Origin of the sequence: Aromatoleum toluclasticum ATCC 700605, from assembly GCF_000378245.1 — a bacterium.
Taxonomy (GTDB): domain Bacteria; phylum Pseudomonadota; class Gammaproteobacteria; order Burkholderiales; family Rhodocyclaceae; genus Aromatoleum; species Aromatoleum toluclasticum.
This window is the reverse complement of record NZ_KB899498.1, coordinates 131,543-152,723: the sequence shown is the minus strand read 5'-3', so window position 1 is coordinate 152,723 and position 21,181 is coordinate 131,543. Positions and strand designations below refer to the sequence as shown.

General features: G+C 63.4%; 20 protein-coding genes. 7 read left to right on the top strand and 13 right to left on the bottom strand.

Annotated features, from left to right (window positions below; genetic code table 11):
- Positions 1 to 10: 10 nt before the first annotated feature.
- The 4 genes from F464_RS0115040 to F464_RS28680 all read right to left on the bottom strand — a co-directional run bounded on the left by F464_RS0115040 (position 11) and on the right by F464_RS28680 (position 2,990).
- Positions 11 to 562, bottom strand: a complete 552-nt coding sequence (locus tag F464_RS0115040; protein ID WP_157353787.1) for a MarR family winged helix-turn-helix transcriptional regulator — start codon at positions 560 to 562, stop codon at positions 11 to 13.
- Positions 563 to 825: 263 nt separating this feature from the next.
- Positions 826 to 1,737, bottom strand: coding sequence for a DUF7064 domain-containing protein (locus tag F464_RS0115035; RefSeq protein WP_018990659.1), 912 nt, complete (start codon positions 1,735 to 1,737; stop codon positions 826 to 828).
- Positions 1,738 to 1,936: 199 nt separating this feature from the next.
- The gene (locus tag F464_RS0115030; RefSeq protein ID WP_018990658.1) at positions 1,937 to 2,473 is read right to left on the bottom strand and encodes a hypothetical protein; all 537 of its coding nucleotides are present in this window, start codon (positions 2,471 to 2,473) and stop codon (positions 1,937 to 1,939) included.
- Position 2,474: 1 nt separating this feature from the next.
- Positions 2,475 to 2,990: a phosphotransferase gene (locus tag F464_RS28680; protein ID WP_232428949.1), complete on the bottom strand. Its 516-nt coding sequence runs from the start codon at positions 2,988 to 2,990 to the stop codon at positions 2,475 to 2,477.
- A 44-nt stretch (positions 2,991 to 3,034) separates the two neighbouring features.
- Between F464_RS28680 and F464_RS30405 the strand changes: the two genes are divergently transcribed.
- Positions 3,035 to 3,181, top strand: coding sequence for a helix-turn-helix transcriptional regulator (locus F464_RS30405; RefSeq protein ID WP_018990656.1), 147 nt, complete (start codon positions 3,035 to 3,037; stop codon positions 3,179 to 3,181).
- Between the two features lie 99 nt (positions 3,182 to 3,280).
- On the opposite strand, the gene F464_RS0115015 is transcribed toward F464_RS30405, so the two are convergent.
- The 7 genes from F464_RS0115015 to F464_RS0114985 form a co-directional block, all read right to left on the bottom strand.
- Positions 3,281 to 4,717, bottom strand: coding sequence for an aldehyde dehydrogenase (locus F464_RS0115015; RefSeq protein WP_018990655.1), 1,437 nt, complete (start codon positions 4,715 to 4,717; stop codon positions 3,281 to 3,283).
- Between the two features lie 47 nt (positions 4,718 to 4,764).
- Positions 4,765 to 5,922, bottom strand: a complete 1,158-nt coding sequence (locus F464_RS0115010; protein ID WP_018990654.1) for an acyl-CoA dehydrogenase family protein — start codon at positions 5,920 to 5,922, stop codon at positions 4,765 to 4,767.
- A 28-nt stretch (positions 5,923 to 5,950) separates the two neighbouring features.
- On the bottom strand, positions 5,951 to 6,739 hold the full coding sequence (locus F464_RS0115005; protein WP_018990653.1) for an enoyl-CoA hydratase/isomerase family protein: 789 nt from the start codon (positions 6,737 to 6,739) through the stop codon (positions 5,951 to 5,953).
- An 83-nt stretch (positions 6,740 to 6,822) separates the two neighbouring features.
- The gene (locus F464_RS0115000; RefSeq protein WP_051092301.1) at positions 6,823 to 8,814 is read right to left on the bottom strand and encodes an acetoacetate--CoA ligase; all 1,992 of its coding nucleotides are present in this window, start codon (positions 8,812 to 8,814) and stop codon (positions 6,823 to 6,825) included.
- Positions 8,815 to 8,881: 67 nt separating this feature from the next.
- The gene (locus F464_RS0114995; RefSeq protein ID WP_018990651.1) at positions 8,882 to 10,048 is read right to left on the bottom strand and encodes an acyl-CoA dehydrogenase family protein; all 1,167 of its coding nucleotides are present in this window, start codon (positions 10,046 to 10,048) and stop codon (positions 8,882 to 8,884) included.
- A gap of 50 nt (positions 10,049 to 10,098) precedes the next feature.
- Positions 10,099 to 10,968 (bottom strand): HpcH/HpaI aldolase/citrate lyase family protein, encoded by an 870-nt coding sequence (locus tag F464_RS0114990; protein ID WP_018990650.1) that lies wholly within the window; start codon positions 10,966 to 10,968, stop codon positions 10,099 to 10,101.
- Positions 10,968 to 11,420: a MaoC family dehydratase gene (locus F464_RS0114985; RefSeq protein ID WP_018990649.1), complete on the bottom strand. Its 453-nt coding sequence runs from the start codon at positions 11,418 to 11,420 to the stop codon at positions 10,968 to 10,970. Before F464_RS0114985 ends, F464_RS0114990 begins: the two co-directional genes overlap by 1 nt.
- 594 nt (positions 11,421 to 12,014) lie before the next feature.
- Here F464_RS0114985 and F464_RS30975 point away from each other — a divergent pair.
- The gene (locus F464_RS30975; RefSeq protein WP_157353783.1) at positions 12,015 to 12,386 is read left to right on the top strand and encodes a hypothetical protein; all 372 of its coding nucleotides are present in this window, start codon (positions 12,015 to 12,017) and stop codon (positions 12,384 to 12,386) included.
- An 833-nt stretch (positions 12,387 to 13,219) separates the two neighbouring features.
- A complete protein-coding gene (locus F464_RS0114970; RefSeq protein WP_018990646.1) occupies positions 13,220 to 13,564 on the top strand; it encodes a hypothetical protein in 345 nt (114 codons plus the stop codon).
- Between the two features lie 958 nt (positions 13,565 to 14,522).
- On the opposite strand, the gene F464_RS0114960 is transcribed toward F464_RS0114970, so the two are convergent.
- Together F464_RS0114960 and F464_RS0114955 are read right to left on the bottom strand one after the other, a co-directional pair.
- Complete coding sequence (locus tag F464_RS0114960) at positions 14,523 to 14,933, bottom strand: VOC family protein (RefSeq protein ID WP_018990644.1); 411 nt, start codon at positions 14,931 to 14,933, stop codon at positions 14,523 to 14,525.
- 69 nt (positions 14,934 to 15,002) lie between these two features.
- Positions 15,003 to 15,782, bottom strand: a complete 780-nt coding sequence (locus F464_RS0114955; protein ID WP_026296020.1) for an SDR family oxidoreductase — start codon at positions 15,780 to 15,782, stop codon at positions 15,003 to 15,005.
- Positions 15,783 to 16,041: 259 nt separating this feature from the next.
- Between F464_RS0114955 and F464_RS0114950 the strand changes: the two genes are divergently transcribed.
- From F464_RS0114950 to F464_RS0114935, 4 genes are all read left to right on the top strand, one after another.
- The gene (locus F464_RS0114950) at positions 16,042 to 17,436 is read left to right on the top strand and encodes an aromatic ring-hydroxylating dioxygenase subunit alpha (RefSeq protein WP_018990642.1); all 1,395 of its coding nucleotides are present in this window, start codon (positions 16,042 to 16,044) and stop codon (positions 17,434 to 17,436) included.
- A 39-nt stretch (positions 17,437 to 17,475) separates the two neighbouring features.
- Positions 17,476 to 18,045, top strand: coding sequence for an aromatic-ring-hydroxylating dioxygenase subunit beta (locus tag F464_RS0114945; protein ID WP_018990641.1), 570 nt, complete (start codon positions 17,476 to 17,478; stop codon positions 18,043 to 18,045).
- Between the two features lie 93 nt (positions 18,046 to 18,138).
- Entirely contained in the window at positions 18,139 to 19,455 is a 1,317-nt protein-coding gene (locus tag F464_RS0114940; protein WP_018990640.1) for an amidohydrolase family protein, read from the top strand.
- Between the two features lie 113 nt (positions 19,456 to 19,568).
- The gene (locus tag F464_RS0114935; RefSeq protein ID WP_018990639.1) at positions 19,569 to 21,152 is read left to right on the top strand and encodes a phytoene desaturase family protein; all 1,584 of its coding nucleotides are present in this window, start codon (positions 19,569 to 19,571) and stop codon (positions 21,150 to 21,152) included.
- Positions 21,153 to 21,181: the final 29 nt, after the last annotated feature.

Genomic DNA, 21,181 nt, shown 5'->3' with positions numbered 1-21,181 from the left:
CGCGGCAGCGTCACTCCGCCGCGTCGGCGGGCGAGTTGCTGATGCGCGAGAGCGACATCTTGATCGACGACAGCATGCGGATCAGCTCGTTGCGGTCCGTGTCGCCGAGGTCGCCAAGGATCTTCTCGTTGAGCTCGCTCTCGACATCGATCAATCGTTCAAGTACCTGAAGCGAGCTGCGGGTCAGGAAAACCCGCTTCATGCGGCGGTCGACCGCGTCCGGCCTGCGTTCGATGAAACCCGTCGCCTCCAGCCGATCGAGCACCGAGCCCAAGCTCGCCTTGCCGACGTCGAGCATGTCCGCGAGTTGGGTCTGCGCCATGCCGTCGTGCCGCGAAAGATGGGCAAGCACCCACCACTGCGCGCGAGTGATCCCCAGCGGCTTCATGAGCTGGTCGAACACCGTGCGCCTCATCCGCGAGACGTCGTGAATCAGGTAGCCGAGCTTGATGTCGCGCCGCTGCGCGGCGTCGGCCGCCGAGCCTTTGCTCGCACGTGCGCTGTTCGCCGGCGCCGTCTCGGGGGTTGTCCTTGCCGCTCTTGCCGATTGCACTCTAGCCATGTCCGTCCTTCACGTAGCTGGTCCCCACGTGCCGCGAAGCGTTCCGGGGACACTTCGGGCCGTGTCGAGCGGACACATCAGGATCCGCCCGAGGATAATTTAAATAAATTATACGCTAGGATATTGTCAGAATACACTCGGCGTCCACGCTTCCACGGTTTCCGCCATCCGCGGGCGGCAACAGGAAGCGCGGGGGAGCAACGCGGCGGTGCGCCGGTTCAAGTGTCGGCCCGCACCGCCGCGATCGCACCGGCCGATACGCCTCAGGCATCGATCCCCTTCCAGGGCAGCCGGTAGCCGTTTTCATAGAGCCCGTATCCGATTCGTCCATCGTTGGTACGGTATTCCATGATCTGCTCGCACATAATGAAGGTGTCGAGCGAGAAAAAGAAACGCAGCAGGGGTTTGCAGGTCATCTCGAAGCTGCGGTTCTTTTCGTCGGTCCACGACCACTGGGCCGAGGCGATAGAAAAAGTGTCCTCCGCGTAGGACTGCTTTTCCTTGATGTCGGTGACGCGACTCCACGCGCTGCCGTCGTGGTACATGCGCATGTAGGCGGTTTCGCCGGTCGTCGAAAACGAATGCACACCCGCGAAAGCCGTCCCATCCTCGAAGACCGGCCAGGCCAGGCGGTAATGCTGCAGGTGATCCCAGTTGCGCGGCCCGGCCGCGATGTCGCGGAAGCCCTTGCCGTCGATCTCGGTGCGCTCGCCACGGTGGACGACGTGCCCAGTCACGCGCGACGTGCCTTCCAAATGGATATGCGCCATTTCGCGCGGAAATTCCTTGTCGCCGCGCGCGATGGCAATCGCGTCCTGCAGCGGGTGCAATTCCTCCCAGCTCAGGTCGACCGAGAAGTCCTTGCCCGAAAACAGAATGCGCGTCCTCTTCAGCGGTTCGACGGCATGGATGTACATGCCGGCGATCTTTATTCCATTGGCCGGGCGATCGTAGGTATAGGGCAAATTCATGTTCACCCGGTTAAAGATCGGCAGTCCGTCCTTGAAGAAGATGAACCAGGTATTCGACTCGCGGTGATTCTCGTGCAAGCCTACACGGATCAGCGCCCCAACCCTAGTCTTCGGATCGTACAACTGGTAATAATAGCTCTGATTCCAGTTGTAATTGCCGTCGCCCGGGACCAGCCCTTCGAATTTCAGATAGTCGGGATTCATCTTGTCTCCTTATGGAAAGCAGTGAGTCACCACAGCGATAGTTGCGGTGCGCGCGGGATGATGCGGTGGAGTCGATCCGCGGATCGCTCCCCCTCCCGAGCGCAGTTAACATACGCTGGCATACCAACCGACAAACACCCCTATTCGGGGGGGATGTCAACCGGGACGCTCGCCCTCGCTTAGTCGCGACGGGGAGCGCTTAACTGTCAAGGAGTGCCGAGATGTCCGGCACGGCTGCAGGATCCGGCTCCCAGCCCTGCGGCTTCATCCGCGCGCGATCCCGCAGCAGCTGCGCCTGCGACATCGAAAGAACGACGCTCTCCGCCTTCCGACGTCCGTCTGCATCGTCCCCTGCGGCGAACGCGTCGACCACCTCGCACATGCGCGCCCGGAGGTCGCGGACGGCCTGCTGGAGTTCGGTCGGATCGCGCTGGCTCTGCTGCACGAGCTCCTCCGCATCGAACCGCCGGCTCTCGAGCGCCTCCACCGCCGCGCGGGCGCCGGTATCGCTCGTCTCGATGCGCGCCAACTCGGCCGCGGTCTCCACGAGGCGCGCCAATTCGTCGCGGTCGAAGCGGAACTGGACGGGCAACTGTGCCGCCATCAGCGAAAGCATGCCGACGACGAGGCTGGCCTGCTCGACGGCGAGCTTGTTGGACGACGGCAAGGCAGGAATCACCGTATGGGCCGGGGCCTTGATCATGGACGGAACCTGCACTTCAGGGCGCATCTGCATGTCAGCGTGCCTCATCGATCAGGATGCGCATTTCATCGACCAGCATGCTGCCGATGCCCATCCGCCAGGCGGCCAGGACGTCCTGGTGCGTCTTGCCGTTACGCGCGATCCGATAGCCGGTGCCCAGCGTCAGCACCGCGATCGAATACGCGTTGTACACCCTGTACCGATACACCTTTCGCGGATCGATTCCGAGCGCGGAAGCGCGCTCGGAGAACTCGTCCTCGGGCAACAGGCGGCATACCAGCATCTGCTTTCCGTCCTCGCCGAGCGACGCAAACGCGTGGCTCGTCGTCCAGGCGATGTCCTGACGACGATCGCCGTTGCGGCCCAGCTCCCAGTCAAGCAGCGCCGTGATCCGGTTGTCGTGCTCGGTGTACAGCAAATTCCCGGTTCGGTAATCCGAATGAACGATCGAGGCGACGTCCAGGACCGGCAGAATTCGGCGCATCCGACACTCCGATCCCTGGCCCGGAGGCAGCCGAGCCCGGCGCGCATCCGCTCGAGCTCGACGCACCGACACCGCGCGAGGTGGAGTTGCTCGGCTAACTCGACGGCGGCTTGTCGAACCAGGAGATCGCCGACCGGCTCGGGCTCACGGTCGGCACGGTCAAGTGGCACCTGCACAACCTCTTCCTCAAGCTGCGCGTGCGCAACCTTTCGGCGGCGATCTTCAAGGCGAAGCGGGTCGGCCTGATCGGCCGCTGATCGCGGTCGTTGCCGGGGCCGAGCGCCTTGGTGGCGTGGCGCCGGCGCGCCAGGCGAGCGGTCTGCCCCGAACGGGGCAGACTTCGTCCGGTCGTCTCGTTACGCGAGTTGATAGACCGACTTGTAGCGCTGGTACCCCCCGATCGCCTCGGGGCCGAGCTCGCGGCCGAGCCCGCTCGCCCGGATCCCACCGAATGGCGCGTTGAGGTCGGGCATATAGCCGTTGATGCCAACGGTACCACTCTCGATGCGGCGCGCGAGCGCCGCGGCCCGCTCCCGATCTGTGGACCAGACAGTGCCGCCCAGCCCGTATTCGGACTGGTTGGCGATGCGCAGCGCGTCCTCATCGTCCTGGTAGCGGATGATCGACAGGACTGGCCCAAAGATTTCCTCGCGTGCGATCGTGGCGGCGTTATCGACGTCGGCGAAGACCGTAGGCTGCACGAACCAGCCGCGTTCGCGCTCGACCTTGCCACCTCCGGCGACGAGCCGCGCCTCGGTCTTGCCGCGCGCGATGTAGCGCTCGACGCGGTCGCGATGCGCGGCCGAGGCCATCGGCCCGATCTGCGTGCTCCGATCGAGGGCGTCCCCGACGACGAGCGCGGACACCGCGCTCGCAACCGCGTCGACCACTTCGTCGTAGCGGCTCGCCGGCGCGAGAATCCGGGTGCACGAGAAGCACGCTTGGCCGTTGTTGAGAATCGATGCGGTCGGCAGCCCCTGCACCAGCGCGCCGAGGTCCGCGTCGTCGAGGACGATGGCTGCCGACTTGCCGCCCAGTTCGAGACTGACCGGCCGCAACAGTCGACCACACTCCTGCGCGATCTGCCGTCCCGCCGCGGTCGAACCGGTAAAGGCGACCTTGTCGATGCCCGGGTGCGAAACCAGATAGGCACCGAGCTCCCGCTCGCCCGGCACCCAGTTGATGACGCCCGGGGGCAAGCCCGCCTCTTCGGCAGCCGCCGCGAGGAGGTAGCTGTCGAGCACGGTGCCCGGCGAGGGCTTCATGACGAGGGTGCAGCCGGCGGCCAGCGCTGGCCCGATCTTCATCATCGACAGCGCAACCGGAAAATTCCACGGCACGATCGCCCCCACGACACCGACCGGCTCGCGCCGCACCAGCGACGTGAATCCCATCGGGGATGGCCGCTTTTCCTCGACGGCGAGATCCTTCGCGAGCGCGGCATAGTAACGCAGCATCGCGACGACGAATCCGCGTTCGAGCTGGTCGGCGGTGTTGATCGGCATCCCGTTCTGCATGCTGACCGCTTGCGCGAGCTCGGCACCGCGGCGTTCGACTGCATCGGCGAAGCGGTTCATCGCGGCCGACCGTTCTGCGGGGCTTTGGCCGCGCCAGGCCGGCGCTTCGAACGCGGCGCGGGCGGCCGCTACGGCGCGGTCGACATCGGCGGGACTGCCCTCGGGCACGTTGCCGACGACCTCCTCGGTCGAGGCGTTGACGATCTCGATGCGGCGGTTGCCGGCCGGCTCGACCCATCGCCCATCGATGAAGAAGGATTGGTGGCGCTGATCCATGGTCTGTTGCCTCCTCTGCTGGGGTGTTGGAATGCGACGCACAACGGCTAAAGGCCGCGCGCGATCAATTCACGCATGATTTCTGAGGTACCACCGTAGATGCGGTGGACGCGGGCATCGGCGTAAAGGCGGCAAATTTCGTATTCGCGCATGAACCCGTAGCCACCGTGGAACTGGACGCATTGATCGACGACGCGGCCGTGCATCTCGCTGCACCAGAGCTTCGCGATCGACGCCTCCTCAGAGCTGAGCGCCCCACGGACATGGCGCCCGAGGCACTGGTCGACGAAGGACCAGCCGACCGCCAGATCGGCCTTCAAGTCAGCAAGCCGGTAGCGCGTGTTCTGAAACTCGCCGACCGGCCGGCCGAAAGCCTTGCGTTCGCGAACGTAGGCGCAGGTGAGGTCGAAGGCCTTTTGCGCGGCAGCGATCGACTGGATCGCGATCGTGAGGCGCTCCTGCGGCAGCTCGCTCATCAGCTGCGCCATCGCGCGCCCCTCCGTACCGAGGAGGTTGCTTGCCGGCACGCGCACGTCGTCGAAGAACATCTCCGACGTGTCGGCCGAGCGATGGCCGAGCTTGTCGAGGTTGCGGCCGCGACGAAAGCCGGATCGGTCGGTTTCGACCAGGAACAAGCTCAACCCAGCGGAGCCCGCGTCCCGGCGCGTGCGCGCGACGACGATGACGAGGTCGCAATGCTGGCCATTCGAGATGAAGGTCTTTTGACCGTTGAGCGCATAATCGTCGCCATCACCCACCGCGCGGGTCTGCACGCCCTGTAGGTCGCTGCCGGTGCCCGGCTCGGTCATCGCGACCGCGCAGACGACCTCGCCCGAGATCATGCCCGGCAGCCACTTCGTCTTCTGCGCTTCGCTGCCGAACGACAACAGGTAACCGCAGCAGACGTCGCTGTGCACCGAGAAATCGGCGGCCGGCCCGGCAAAGCCGGCGTACCACAGCTCCTCGATCACCACGGCATTGAAGCGAAAGTCGCCGCCGATTCCGCCGTAGGCCTCAGGCACCTGAGGGCAAAGCAAACCGGCCGCGCCGCCACTGCGCCAGTAGCTGCGTGCGACAATGCCTTCCTCCTCCCAGCGGGCGAAGTTCGGCGCGATCTCCTCCCGCGCGAAGCGGCGCACGGTTTCGCGGAAATGGCTGTGCTCTTCGGCATACAGCCCTTCCCGTGACGTTCTGTCGAGCCTCATCGCGCGTTATTCAGGGGCAGATGCTGACTCACCGGCCCGCGAAGTTCGGACGACGCTTCTCGACGAACGCCGCGATCCCCTCGCGCGCGTCCTGCGTCGCTGCGACCGCGGCCAGCGCTTGCGCTTCGTCTTCGAGCTGCGCCTCAAACGACTGCTGCGTCACCTTGCCGAAGAGCCGCCGGATTTCGCCGAAGGCTCGCGTCGGGCCGCCCGCCAGACGCTGAGCCATCCCTTCGGCGATCGCCCCGAGCTCGGCGTCGTCGACGACGAAATCCGCAAGCCCACAGCCGAGCGCCTGCTCGGCCTTTAGCATTTCGCCACAAAGCAGGAATCGCCGCGCTCGGGCTACACCCATCCGCGACGCTAACGTCTTCGACGCGCCCGCATCGCAGCTGTACCCGATCGTCGGATAGGCAGCGCCGAATGCCGCCCTGCCCGCAGCGTAAACGACATCGCAGCCGGCGACTAGGGCGACCGCGCCGCCCATCGCCACGCCGTGCACCGCGGCCACCATCGGTGCATCCAGGCGCGCGAACCGTGCGATCCCCATGTGTAGCGCCCCCGTCCATTCGCGGATGCGTTGCGGCAATTGGTCGAGGCTGTCGGCGAACAGGTTGATGTCGCCGCCGACGCTGAAGTATTTTCCCCGGGCCGTCAGCAGGATCGCCCGCACGTCGCGGCGTCCGGCAAGCTCGTCGGCGGCCGCGAGCCACTCACGGCAGAAGGCTTCATTGAACGGATTTCCACTGCTCGCCTGGTTCAGCGCGATATGCGCCACCCCATCGCGGACTGCGAGCTCGATCGATTGATAGGCCATTCCTGTCTCCTGATATCCCTGGGGCCGTCATGCTGGATGCTTCGCCGCCCCAGCCGCTGTGTTTGATTTGCGTGATCCGTTGGCTAGGATTGCAACTCCACGCGTTGTGTGAACTGCATGAGTGCATCGGGATTCGCGAGCGCTCCGGTGTTCTTGACTGTCTCGCCGTGCACGACCTGACGAATCGCGAGCTCGACGATCTTTCCGCTCTTCGTCCGTGGAATGTCAGCGACCTGAACGACGCGTGCCGGCACGTGACGCGAGGTGGTATTCACCCGGATTTGATGCTTGATGCGATCGATGAGCGCGTCGTCGAGCGCGATCCCGTCGCGCAGCCTCACGAACAGCACGACCCGTACGTCGGTTGGCTTTTCCGGCGGCCAGTTCTGGCCGATCACCGCCGCCTCGACGACCTCGTCGATTTGATCGACCTGCCGGTAGATTTCCGCCGTGCCGATACGCACGCCCCCCGGGTTCAGCGTCGCGTCAGAGCGCCCGTAGATGACGTACCCGCCGTGCTCGGTCAGCTCGCAGAAGTCGCCGTGGCACCAGATGCCGTCAAAGCGCGCGAAGTAGGCCTCATGGTATTTTCGCCCTTCGGGATCGTTCCAGAAGTACAGCGGCTGGGTGGGGAACGGCGCCGTGCACACGAGCTCCCCTTTCTCCCCGCGGACCGGGCGAGCGTGCTCATCGAACACGTCGACCGCCATGCCTAGCTGCTTACACTGGATTTCGCCGCGCCACACCGGCAGCACCGGGTTGCCGCCGACGAACGCGCCCAGCAAATCTGTCCCGCCTGAAATCGACGCGATTTGGACGTCCGGTTTGAACGCGCGGTAGACGTAATCGTAGCCTTCGGCCACGAGAGGACTGCCGGTCGAGTACAGCACTTCGACCGAACCGGTGTCGTGCGTGCGGATCGGGGCGAGGTCGAACTTCGCGCAGGCTTCGAGGAACTTCGCCGACGTGCCGAAATGCGTGAAGCGCTCCGCCTGCAGGTAGTCGAAGAGGATCATGTTGTCACCGGCGAACGGGCTGCCGTCGTACAGCATCAGCGCAGCGCCGGACGCGAGTCCCGACGCAAGCCAGTTCCACATGACCCAGCTGCACGTCGCGAAGTAGAACAGACGGCTTCCTTCCCGCACGTTCCCGTGCAGCCGGTGCTCCTTCAGGTGCAGCAGCAGCGCACCGCCGGCGCGATGGACGATGCACTTCGGCACGCCCGTCGTGCCCGAGGAGAATACGATGTAGAGCGGATGATCGAACGGCAGCGGCTCGAAACGGATATCGGTCACCGACGCGAACTGGGCGGTCAGCTCGTCGAGCGTCACCGCGCCGCGGATGCCGCCGGTCGGGTTCGGCGCATCGATATACGGACAGACGACGACCGTATGCACGGTCGGTAGGACGTCAGCAATCTGCCGTAGCTTTTCGAGGCAGTCGTGCGTCTTGCCGTTGTAGTAGTAACCATCAGTCGCAAACAGCATGACCGGCTCGATTTGCCCGAACCGGTCCAGAATTCCCTGTGGGCCGAAATCCGGCGACGCCGAGCTGAAGATCGCGCCGATGCTCGCCGTGGCGAGCATCGCGACAACGGTGTCCGGCGAGTTCGGCATGAAGGCGGCGACGCGGTCGCCCGCCTTGACGCCGCGCTCACGCATCGCGGCCGCGAGGCGCGCGACGGCGGTGAAGAGCCCGTCGCGAGACATCCGCCGCTTCACACGATCCTCACCCCAGAACACCAGCGCGTCCGAGTCGCCCCGGTAGCGCAACAGGTTTTCGGCGAAATTCAGGCGAGCCCCGGGAAACCAGCGGACCTCTTCCATCGAGGCCCCCTGATCGAGCACGACGTCGCCCTTCTGCCGCGCGACAACGTCGCAGAAGTCCCACAGCCCGCTCCAGAACTCGTCGAGATGCTGCACCGACCAGCGGTGCAGGCTATCGTAGTCGTCGAATCGCCGGTCGAAGCGCGCCTCCATCCCGGCGGCGAAGCGCGCCATGGTGCTTTCGGCGACTTGGGTGGCAGTGGGAACGGTGGCAGCTCCGACGCAATCGCGAGGTACGGTCAGTGGCATGGGCAGATCTCCCGGGAGCGGCAGCGTCGTGGCGGTATCGTCCGCGCTGCCGGCAAGAACGACGGCATCAATAGGATTTGGGCAGGTCGAGCACTTTCTCGCCGATGAAGCACATGATCAGCTGCTCGGTGATCGGTGCGATCCGCGTCACGGTGACTTCGCGCAGCAGCCGCTCGACGTGGTATTCCTTCGCGTAGCCGAAACCGCCCATCGTCAGCACGGCCTGCAGCGCCGCGTCATAGCCCGCGCGGGCGCCGAGGAACTTGGCGGTGTTTGCCTCGGCACCGCAGCTCTTTTCATTGTCGTAGAGCCAGGCCGCCTTCATAGCCATCATCCACGCGGCCTCAAGCGCCATCCAGCGTTCGGCAAGCGGCAACTGGATGCCCTGATTCGCCCCGATCGGCCGGCCGAACACGACACGCTCCTTTGCGTACTGCGTCGCGCGCCGCAGCGCATCCTGCCCGATGCCGATGGCTTCGACTGCGATCAGCACGCGCTCCGGATTCAGGCTGTGCAGCACGTAGTGGAAGCCACGCCCCTCCTCGCCGATCCGGTCGCTGTCCGGCACGAACAACTCGTCGATGAAGATCGAATTGGAGTCGACGGCCTTGCGGCCCATCTTCGGGATGCGCCGGACCTCGATCTTGCTGCGATCGAGGTCCGTGTAGAAAATCGTGATGCCGTCGGTCGGCCGCTTGCAGTCTTCGAGCCGCGTCGTGCGCGTGAGCAGCATAATTTTGTTGGCGACCTGCGCGGTGGATGTCCATACTTTCTGGCCGCGTACGATGTAGCCACCATCGACCTTCTCGGCGAACGTTTTAATCGCCGTCGTATTCAGGCCCGCGTCCGGTTCGGTGAAACCGAAGCAGCACTGGTCGGCGCCGCTGATGAGACGCGGAATCCAGCGCGCCTTCTGCTCGGGCGTGCCGAAAACGACGATCGGATGCGGCCCGAACAGGTTGATGTGCACGGTCGAAGTCGCCGACATCCCACCGCCGTGCGACGCCACCTCATGCATCATGATCGCCGCCTCGGTAACCCCGAGCCCCGCCCCGCCGTATTCCGTTGGCATTGTAATGCCGAGCCAGCCCGCGTCGGCCATCGCGCGATGGAAATCGCGCGGAAACTCGCCGTCGTCGTCGCGGGCGAGCCAGTATTCATCGCTGAACTGGCGCACGACAGCGGAGACCCCCTCGCGGATGGCCTGATGGTCAGGATCGATCGAAAAGTCCATTTGTCATTCCTCTTAAGCTCTTGTTGCAAGACTTCTGCGACGCGGCGTACTTACGGCTGTGCCCCAGCCAGCGTGCGCAGCGCCTGGACGAGGTGCGGCCGGTCATACATCTTTCCGTCAATGCCCACGGTCCCGACGTCCGGCTGCGCCTCGAACGCTTCGACGACCACCCGCGCGAGCGCGACTTCCTCGGCGGTCGGCGAATAGCAGCGGTTGATGATCTCGACCTGCGAAGGATGGATCGCGATGCGCCCGGCAAAGCCGCGACGGCGTGAGGCGACGCACTCGTTCTCGAGTCCTCCGGCATCGCGGAAGTCGGCGTACAGGGTGTCGATCGGTGCGACACTGGCGGCTGCGGCTGCTACGAGGCACATCGAACGGGCCATGAGATAAGCGTGCGATAACGACCCGTCTGATTCCCGGTTCGAGGACGCGCCGAGCGCGGCCGATAGATCTTCCGCGCCCCACGTCAGCCCCGCGAGCCGCGGATGCGAGCGCTGGTATCCGGCCAGATTAAGCATCGCGGCAGCCGTCTCGGTCGCGACGACGATGATGCGGGTCCTGCCGGCCGGCACGCCGTTGCGCGCTTCTAGCGCATCGAGGCAACTGCCGAGGCGAATCACGTCCTCGATTCCGTCGGCCTTCGGCAGCACAACGCCATCGAGCCCCTCGCCGACCACCGCAGCCAAGTCCAGCATCGACGCCGGATCGCTCAGCGGGTTGATTCGCACGTAGTTGAGCCCGCTCGATGCGCGCTCCCGGCGCAGATAACCCGCCGCCATTTCGCGCGCCAGCGCCTTGCGACCCGCCGCGACCGAATCCTCAAGATCGACGATCAGCACGTCGGACCCGCTGTCGCGCGCCCGGTCGAGCTTCTTGTCACTGTCGGCCGGCACGAACAGGAACGATCGCATCTTCATCACACGGGCCTCCGGTGCATCAGCGCTTGACGTGCGCACGTGGCGACGAGTTCACCGCGCTGATTGAAGCCTTCGTGGCGGAAGGTGACGATGCCCTGCGTCGGCCGCGAGCGGCTGTCTCGCTTGTCGAGCACCGTTGTCACCGCGCGCACCGTGTCGCCCGCGAAGACCGGCGCCGGAAACCTCACGTCGGTCATACCGAGATTCGCGACCGTCGTGCCGAGCGTTGTGTCCTGCACCGTGAGCCCGATGACGAGTCCGAGCGTGAAGATGCTGTTCACCAGCGGCTTGCCGAATTCCGTTCCCGCGCAGTATTCGGCATCGATATGGATCTGAGCCGGGTTGTAGGTGGCCCCGCAGAACCAGACGTTGTCCGCCTCGGTGACGGTTCGGCGTATCTCGTGGCGGAACTCCTGACCGATCGAAAATTCTTCGAAGTGCAATCCGGACATGCTTTTCTCCGATTCGCGTTACGATGTCTATGGACTCTACCATATCGTATGGTGTCGTATTGTGCAATACCGCCAAAAGCCGCGTGCTCGCTTGCTCGGTCAAACGCATGAACTTCAGTCTCCGATACCGTCCCGGCTTAGGAAGTAACGTCCCGCATCAAGGACACCGCGTCAGGCAGCCGAATCTTCGCTCGAATCCGCCGGGGCTATACCTGACGAAAGTTGGGCGGGCGAACATTGAGCGGAATTCGCTGCAGATCGCGGACGAGCGGAATTGCACGGAATCGTTGTTCGTGACGCCCAGCCGGCAGCGCAAACTCAGGATCGCCAAGACACCCCTCCGTATCAGAAACGCGCAGCAAGGAAGCGCTGCTCCAGACTGTCGCTCAGATGGGAATTTCCCGCACGACTGGCCCGCAGACGTGCCGACCGCAACATCCTGCGCTGTCGCCGGACGTTGGGCTTTCCGAACAGTGGCCTCACGACGGTCTGCGGTTCGCCCCCCTGATCCGGGGATCGCTCAAGTTCGTCAGGAGGGAAATGTTTGCGCCGGCATGCGGTCTATTAGTCGTGTTTCTGAGCTTGGAGCGTTCGATGAAGCCACTAGCGTTGTGCAGCGCGACGATGGCAGTGCTCACGATTGTCTTGCCGATGCCGGCAGAGGCCATGGGGACAAACTTCTGGATTCGGCTCAAGACCGACCTGCAGGGGCTCGACGTATCGATACAGACCGTCACGGTAGCCGGCGTGGTTGCGACGGCACAGTTAGAGAACCGGACAGACCGCACGGTCTATTGCTCGGTGGGCTTTTTCAACGGATTTGACCTGCGAAAGAGGACTGCCCACGCGCTCACTCCTGAGGAGAAGAGACCGTATGTCTATCGTGTGCACCAAGAGGTCGGCTCGGTGCCGATGGTGGTGAGCTGTGCCGAGAGCCGTAACGCACTTCCGCCGAATTATCTGTAGGGGGCGGCTTGACCACGTTTCGTATGAGAACTCGGCCCCTGGTTCGAACGCCGCCGTCAGCGGGGAAGATCTTGGTCATTCCGACTTGGAGCGCGAGTGTTTGCCCTCCCTGAACGCGCTCCTCCGGTAGGCGCGCCTGGCAGGTATTAGCGACGAAATAATACAGCCCCACCTCGTATAACACGGGAAGTATATGCCTACATGCTATTCGCAGTCGGAACCGAACGGGATCCGCGTTAACTGCGGGATGAGTCGGCGTGCCAGTGAGTTCAAGAATTGACATTACCGCGCAAGTGCCAAAAGGCGCCCCGGCAGCACGGTCGTTGCGGATCCCGAACACGGTGCGCACAGTGTCCCGCGCAACGCCAGCCGTTGGGCACCACGAAACTGAAATCCCCGGCGAACTGCGAGCTCGTGAACCGCACCATCAGGGCTCATGAATCGGGCCGACTGATCGAAATCCGTGATTCGATTCGCTCCTGCCAGGGCCAAGCCAGAGGCCCGAGCGAGCCGACCTCAGGAGCACGACGACAGGGCCATCGACGCCTGCCATGAGATCGACGGCGCGACCACGCGGTCTCTCTGGCAACGAGGGCCGCCTCACCGATGTTGCCGATCTGCTAGGGTTCTCGGCGCTCAGCGCATTCTCGCGATCGCACAAACGCCACTTCGGCTTCACGCTGACGGAAAGGCGCAACGGCAAGTAGCGCTGGTGTCCACCGAGCCCCCGCCTCGCTCCCAGGCGGCCGCGGGCTTTTCACGTCCGGGCCGGGCGCACCGACCCCGGCGTTTGTGATTCAATCGCCCTGTGCAGGACAACCCAGGCGCCCCCCGTGAAGACCGAGACTCCCCAACCCAGCCGCAAGGCCCAGATCGACGCGCTGCTGCTCAAGCTCCCGGGCGTCAGCGCCCGGAAAATCAGCGGCCTGGACGCCTATTTCGTCAGCGACAAGATGTTCGCCTGCGTCAGCGCCAACGGCGTGGGCCTGCGCCTGCCCGTCGCCGTCGCGACCGAGTTGCAGTTTTCCCGGGCGAACGTCTCCGCGTTCCAACCCGGCGGCTTGGCCAGCACGCGGGAATGGATCCAGATCAACCGCGAAGACGCAGCCGACTACGAGAAGGACCTGGCGCTCTTCCAGGCCTCGGTCGACTTCGTGAAGAGCGCCCGGAGCCGCTAGGCCACCAGCGCCGTACCACCCTCAGCACCTCTCATCGCAAATGGCATTCACGTGAGCGGGTTGTCCAAGGGTCCCGATCCCGGCGATGGTCCCGATCCGCACGTAGGCCACTCGAATGTTCGTGGCGGAAGGCCGAGAGTTGTCGGAAGGTGGAATACGTAGGTCACCTCACACCTCCATCCGGAGTTGCATCCAATCGTCGGAAAGGTGAAAGACATCCTCGCGGGCGTGGTACTGGCGATGAGCATCGGTGCAGCGATCGTGGCGCGACCACGCGGTGTCTCTCCCCTGCCCTGCCGTGATCTGCGCGCCGTCGCGTCCCTCCATCGGCAGGTTCGCGGCGCGAGCTCACACCGACGCACAGGACAACGGCTTGGTAGGTCCGCGGATCTTACGAGATTTGAAGTATGCGAACGGTGGCCGCCGGGTGACGCGTCATATGCTGAAGAGGCACTCAGGGAGGCAAGCCGCGCAGAATGCGTGGCGGCCGGAACCGGCAATCGCTTCCAAGGTCCCTGGCCGGGTTGTGCGACGGGAATTGCACTGTTGCGCCCCCTATCTGGGGAATACGCATCCAGTGCTCAACACCACCGAAACAAGCACTTGCGTGACTTTTTGCAACATGCCATTGACTTACTAAAAATTCGTAAGTCTTTGAATATATGGGGCGACATACCGGGATCGAACCGGTGACAACTGGAGCCACAAGACTGGTGACTAATACGTAAAATCAAACACTTACGTCACTTTATTTTCAAAACAACTTCTCCCCACACCGAGCAACGGCGCGGAACTACGGCGGACTTTTGAAAGTTTCCTGGGTGCAACCTGACCGTTCCAGCATCCTAATCAAACGCCCGTCACCACGGTCACGGCGGCTGGATTATGGCCGCGCACCGGGGGAGCAATGACAGGTCAAGCAACGGCGGTGCGAGTATGACCCGTAATTCCGTGCGAATCAGATCGGCCTTCTCCGGAGAGCCCAATCATCGGGAGCGCTCTCGGCCGGGTCGAAGTCAAGTTCGACTTCGACCCCGTTCGGATCCGTGAAGAAGACCTGCCACGTGCGCAGTTCGCCCGGCGCGCGAATGATGCGGTAGCTGACACCGGCCGCATCCAGGCGATTCAGCGTGCGCACCAGTCCCTCGGCGCGAAATGCCATGTGGTCGAGAACGCCCCGACGCGGCTCGGGCATCTCTTTGACACTGATGACGTGCAGCACGGGTTGCTGGGATATGTAGAGCCAGCAGCCTGGGACGGGAAAAGGCGGACGCGGCCCTTCCTCCATCTCGAGCAGTTCCGTGTAGAAGCGACGCGTCACATCGAGGCGATCGGTAACGATCGTGAAGTGGTCCATTCGCGTGATCATGAATTGCTCCGACGGAGGTTGAATTCTGTAAGGCGTCCGGACTCCGTGAGTTGCAACAGGAGAGTGCTCTCACATGAGCCCGCTGTAGCTTCCACCGTCCACCTGCAAGTTCTGTCCCGATATGTAGGAAGCCTGCATTGAACAAAGAAACGCACATGCGGCGGCGAACTCCTCGGGGCGGCCGAATCTGCCTGCCGCGACGGGCTTGAGCATGTCATGCCGGGCCTCCTCGAAGCTGCACCCGGCTCTCGTCGCCTGCTGTTCGATCATGTAGCGCAGCCGTTCGGTTTCGATCCGCTCCGGCAGCAGGTTATTGATCGTGACGTTGTCGCGCGCGACGGCTAGCGATAGCGCCTTGGAGAAGGCCGTCAATCCTGCGCGCGCGGCAGTCGAGAGCCCGAGCGGGAGCTGCGGCGATTTCACCATCGCGGAGGTGATATTGACGATGCGCCCGAACTTGCGCTTCCGCATTCCCCCCACGACGGCCTGGATGAGGAGTATCCCGGACAGCATGTTGGCCTCGATGGCGCCCAGCCACGCTGCGTGATCCCAATCCTCGATTCTGCCGGGCGCGGGCCCGCCGTTATTGGTGACCAGGATGTCCGGTTCATCGCATGCGGCGAGCAGAAGCTGCCGCCCTCGCTCGGTATCGAGGTCGGCAACGACGGTGGCGGGCCTCACTCCGGTCTCCCGCGCGATCTCGTCCGCCGCCAAGGTCAGGCGCTCTTCGTCACGTCCGTTGAGGAAGACCGTACAGCCTTCCCGCGCCAACTCCAAGGCACAGGCTTTTCCAAGTCCTCGCGAGGAGGCGCACACGATCGCCCGACGTCCATTGATTCCGAAATCCATTCAGCTCTCCTGCCACGTCTTGAATTTGCCTCGCAAGGACGGCATTGATCCACTTTCACGTAAAAGTGTTCAACTTCACCAAAGCCACGCAAGCCTGCGCATGTCGCGTTTAGTCGAGGCACCACCGCCAGTTTTGTTGACATAGATCAAATCTAAGCGTAATCAACGGTAGGATACTGCGCTTAAATTATACATCTTTTGTGTTTATGTTCAGTTTTTAAGCGCAGACGAACGGACGACCTTCAAGGAGGAGGAACACATGGACAGAACATCAAACCCCAAACTCTCGGACGGCACCCTGCTTTCCGACCTGATCAACCTCGAAACCCGCGAAGTCAAGATGCGGGCGCTTTCCGATCCCGAACTGTTCGAGCTCGAGATGGAGCGCATCTTCGCCAAGACCTGGGTATTCCTCGGCCACGAAACTGAAATCCCGAACAAGGGCGATTTCGTCGTCCGCGACATGGGATCGGATTCCGTGCTGATGGCACGCGGGGCGGACGGCGAGGTGTACGTCTCCCTCAACGTCTGCCCCCATCGGGGCATGAAGATCTCGACCCATGACGTGGGTAACACGATGACTCACGTCTGTATCTACCACGGCTGGGCATTCAAGCCGAACGGCGACTTCATCGGCGCGCCGGTCGAGAAGGAATGCATGCACGGGAAGATGATGACCAAGCAGGAACTCGGCCTGAAGAAGGCGCGCGTCGCGATCTATGGCGGCTTGGTCTTCGCGACGTGGAACATCGAGGGCCCTAGCTTCGAGGACTTCCTCGGCGACGCGAAATGGTATTTCGACACGCTCTGGTGCCGTACTGACAAGGGCATGGAAGTGCTGGGTCCCCCGCAGCGTTTCACGATCCGTGCGAACTGGAAGACTGCCTGCGAGCAGTCGGCGTCGGACGGATTCCATGTGCTGACCCTGCACCGCTGGCTATCGGAAGTGGGCCCCTATCGCAAGCCGGGCAGCGAAGGTGGCGGCGGCGACCTGACACCGGAGATGTACGGCACCGAGGTCTACACCGCGCACGCACACACGATGCGATGCATCGAGCTGGACCGCAAGATCCGACGCCTGACGGGGAAGGACCCGAGCGAGTTGTCGATCAAGGAGAAACTCGAAGCGCTGCCCCCGCCGGGCATCACGCCCGAGATGCTGCCGGAAGTGCTCCGTCGCTTCAGCGATGACCAGCTGCGCGTCATGGCCTGGCGTCCGCCCCAAGTGGGCAACTTCTTTCCCAACGGGCTGTTCGAGTTCGTCTACATCCCCTCGCCCGATGGCGTGATCGGGGTCATGGCGCTGCACGCCTATGTCCCGAAGGGGCCGGACAAGCTGGAATTCGTGAACTGGATCCTGGCCGAGAAGGACACTCCGCCGGATCTCAAGGCCAAGATGCTGCGCCTCGGCGTCCAACTCCTGGGCACTTCGGGGATGGTCGAGCAGGACGATTCGGACACTTGGCCGCACCAGACGCTCGCGGCGAAGGGTGCCGTGAGCAAGCACATCACGATGAAGTATCAGTCGATGTACGAGAACAACAGGCTCGAAGGCTGGCCGGGCCCTGGCGATGTCGGCGACGGCTTCACGAAGGACGACACCCAGTGGCGCTGGTGGGAATACTGGTACGAACTGATGACTGCCGAGAACTGATCACAGCGCGACTACTTACCCCTACTTCAGGAGACCTCCATGCTTCAGCAACTGCTCGAACCGACTCCGCTGCCGCCCTCGATCAAGGCGAACCGTATTCCCTCCGGCAGCGATACCTACAACGAGGTGCTCGACTTCCTCTATGACGAAGCCGAAATGCTCGACAACCTGCGCCTCGGCGAATGGGCGGAGCTGCTCACCAAGGACCTCGAATACAACGCGCCCCTGCGCCATACCCGTTCGACGTCCCAGTTCGACCAGACCTATTCGCGCAACGTCCAGCACCTGCACGAGAATTACGGCTCGATGCTCATGCGGGTCAAGCGCATTACCGACACCAAGAGCGCCTGGGGCGAGGATCCGCCATCGCGCATCAAGCGTCTGGTCACGAACGTACGCGTCTACCGAATCGACGACAGCGATGACCTGAAGGTCGAGAGCTATCTGCTCCTTACACGCAGCCGTTTCGATTTCGACTACTTCGACCTGATCCCCTGCGTCCGCCACGACATCCTGCGCCGTGAGGATGGCGCGCTGAAACTCGCTCGCCGCGAGATCCTGCTCGACCAAGTCGTCATCGGCACCCCCAACCTGGGCGTGATCCTTTAGACGCGTAACGGCGACCACTACCACAAACATACCGCCTGCATGCCGCTCGGCCACGTGCGCGGCATGCGAAGGCGGAATCGGAGACAACACGCGATGAAACTTGAAGATCTCATCCTCGTCAGCATCGACGACCACGCCATCGAACCCCCGAACGCCTTTGCGCGCCATATGCCGGCCCGCTTCAAGGGGCGCGAGCCTCACATCGAGAAGCATAAGGGTCGTGACGTGTGGGTTTTCGAAGGACGGGCAACCGGCTACATGGGCCTCAACTCGGTCGTCGGTCGCCCCAAGGAAGAGTACGGCATGGAGCCGCTTGGTTACGAACACATGAGGCGCGGCACCTGGGACGTCCAGGCGCGCGTCGACGACATGAACGCCAATGGCGTGCTCGGCTCGCTGTGTTTCCCGACCTTCCCCGGCTTCGCCGGGCAGCGCTTCCAGCAGTACGAGGACGCGCGCGACGTATCGCTCGCCGCCATCCAGGCCTACAACGACTGGCACCTGCACGACTGGTGCAACGCCGCCCCGGGGCGCTTCATCCCGATGGCGCTGATTCCCTGGTGGGACCCGCAGGCGGCTGCCGCCGAAATCAAGCGCATGGCGAAGGACGGGGTGCATGCGATCTCCTTCTCCGACAACCCCGCCCTGCATGGCTTCCCGTCGATCCACGATTCGTACTGGGACCCGGTGTGGAAGGCCTGCGCGGACAACGCGGTAGTCATCAACTGCCACATCGGCACCGGCGTCAAGGCCGAGCACGCCTCCGACCTGTCGCCGATCGACGCATGGATCACTTCGATGCCGATCTCGATCGCGAACTCGGCGGCCGACTGGATCTGGGCGCCAATGTGGAGGAAGTTCCCGAAGCTGAAGATGGCGCTTTCCGAAGGCGGCATCGGGTGGATTCCCTACCTCCTCGAGCGCGCGGATTTCACCCACCGGCATCACAAGGCCTGGACGAATGCCAGCTTCGGCGGCAAGAAGCCAAGCGAAGTCTTCAAGGAGCACATCATCACGTGTTTCATCGAGGACGACTTCGGGCTGCAGAACCTGAAGCACATCGGTGAAGACATGGTTGGCTGGGAATGCGACTACCCGCATTCCGATTGCACCTGGCCGAATTCTCCGGAAGTGGTGTGGGAGAGCTTCAGGCACCTCCCCGACGAGACCATCGCCAAGGTCACTCACCGGAACGTGATGCGCGAATACAGCTACGACCCGTTCGCGATCCTCGGCCGCGAGAACTGCACCGTCGGCGCGCTGCGCGCGCAGGCTCGCGCCAAGGGCATCGACACCTCGCCCACGCAAGGCATGGGGGGCGCTGCACCGAAGCGGGAAGCCGGCAAACCGGTCACTTCGGGCGACATCAACGCCATGTTCAAACAGGCGGACGCCGAAACCGCACTCTGATCCGGGGGCACTTCACGGCGCCCGCAGCACGAGAGGAAGACATCCCGCGCTATCCCCGATAGCGCGGCGGGGGCCCTCACGCCCGACGATGGAACCGATAACGGGAGATATCCATGAGCGAACAATATGACATCGTGGTCGCCGGTGGCGGTCACAACGGTCTGGTGGCCGCGTGCTACCTGGCGAAGGCGGGACTGAAGGTATGCGTCGTCGAGAAAAACGACAAGGTCGGCGGGGGCGTCATGACGCGCGAGCTGACGGTGCCGGGCTTCAAGCATGACGTCTGCTCGGTCGCACATACCCTGCTGCAGGCCAACCCATTGCTGCGCAACGACGAACTGCAGCTGAAATCGAAGTTCGGGCTGAAGTACATCAACCCCGACAAGATGACTGCGATTTTCTACGACGACGGGACCACGCTCGAGTTCTACACCGATCTCGAACAGACAGCCCAAGCGATCGCAAAATTCTCGCAGAAGGATGCGGAAGCCTACCGGCGCTTCAACAAGGAGGTGTTCCAGAACCTCGACATGATGGTGATGGGCATGTTCCATGCGCCCCCGAACGCGGGCGCCCAAGCCGTGATGATGGAGCAGAGCGTGGTCGGGCAATCGCTGATGCGAACCCAGTCGATGAGCGCATGGGACTTCATCTGCGAATGGTTCGAGCACCCCAAGGTGCGCATCGCGTTGGCCCGCTATGCCTCGGAAGCCATGATGAACCCGTTCAACAACGGCACGGGATTCGGCTTCTACATCATTCTGCCCTTCATGCACCGCTACGGTGTCGGCATTCCAGTCGGCGGCTCGGGGGCCTTCGCGGACAAGCTGCGGGAGTGCTTCGAATCGCATGGCGGCGCGGTACGCGTCAATGCGCCCGTCAAGCAGATGCGCATGGATGGCAGCAAGGTGACGGGCGTCGTGCTCGAATCGGGCGAGGAGATCGTCGCGAAGAAAGGCGTCATTTCGACGATGCACGTGCAACAGGTGTTCCCGCACATGGTGCCGGGCGCGAATCTGCCGGAAGGATTCGAACCGCGGATTCGGGGGCTGAAACGCAACAGCTTCCAGCCCTTCAACCTGCACCTCGCGCTGCACGAGGCGCCGCAGTACAAGGTCGGTCCGGCGGTGGACGATTTCTTCTGGGTCGAGCGTTCGCACTCCGATTGGGAGGAGTTCGCACGCGCCTTCTCCGATCTCGAATACGGCATCCCGCGCCGCGACTTCGTCGCCTACGTGATGCAGGACGTCTATGACAAGACGCGGGCACCCGAGGGCAAGCGCGTGCTCAACATGTACGCTTTCTGCCCCTACAACGTGAAGGGCGGCCCGCAGCGTTGGGACGAGATCGGCAAGGAAATCGCTTATGGATTCCTCGACGACCTGCGCAAGCTCACGACCAATATGAGCGACGACAACATCATCGGTTTCTCGTGGTTCACGCCGCTCGATATCGAGCGCCACAACAACGCGATGATCGGTGCGGACATCCTGCACTTCGGCTCGTACAACTGGCAGATCGCGGGCAACCGCCCTGCCCCGGGCTACGGGCAGTACAAGTCGCCGGTGGCGGGTCTGTACATGGCGGGCGCCTCCACCCATCCGGGGGGCGGGGTTACCGCAGCGTCCGGACGCAACGCGGCGCAGGTGGTGCTGGAAGACTTGGGCATGGATTTCGACGATCTCATCGAAAACTGACCCGTGGAACGCCGCGACCGCATCGCGCG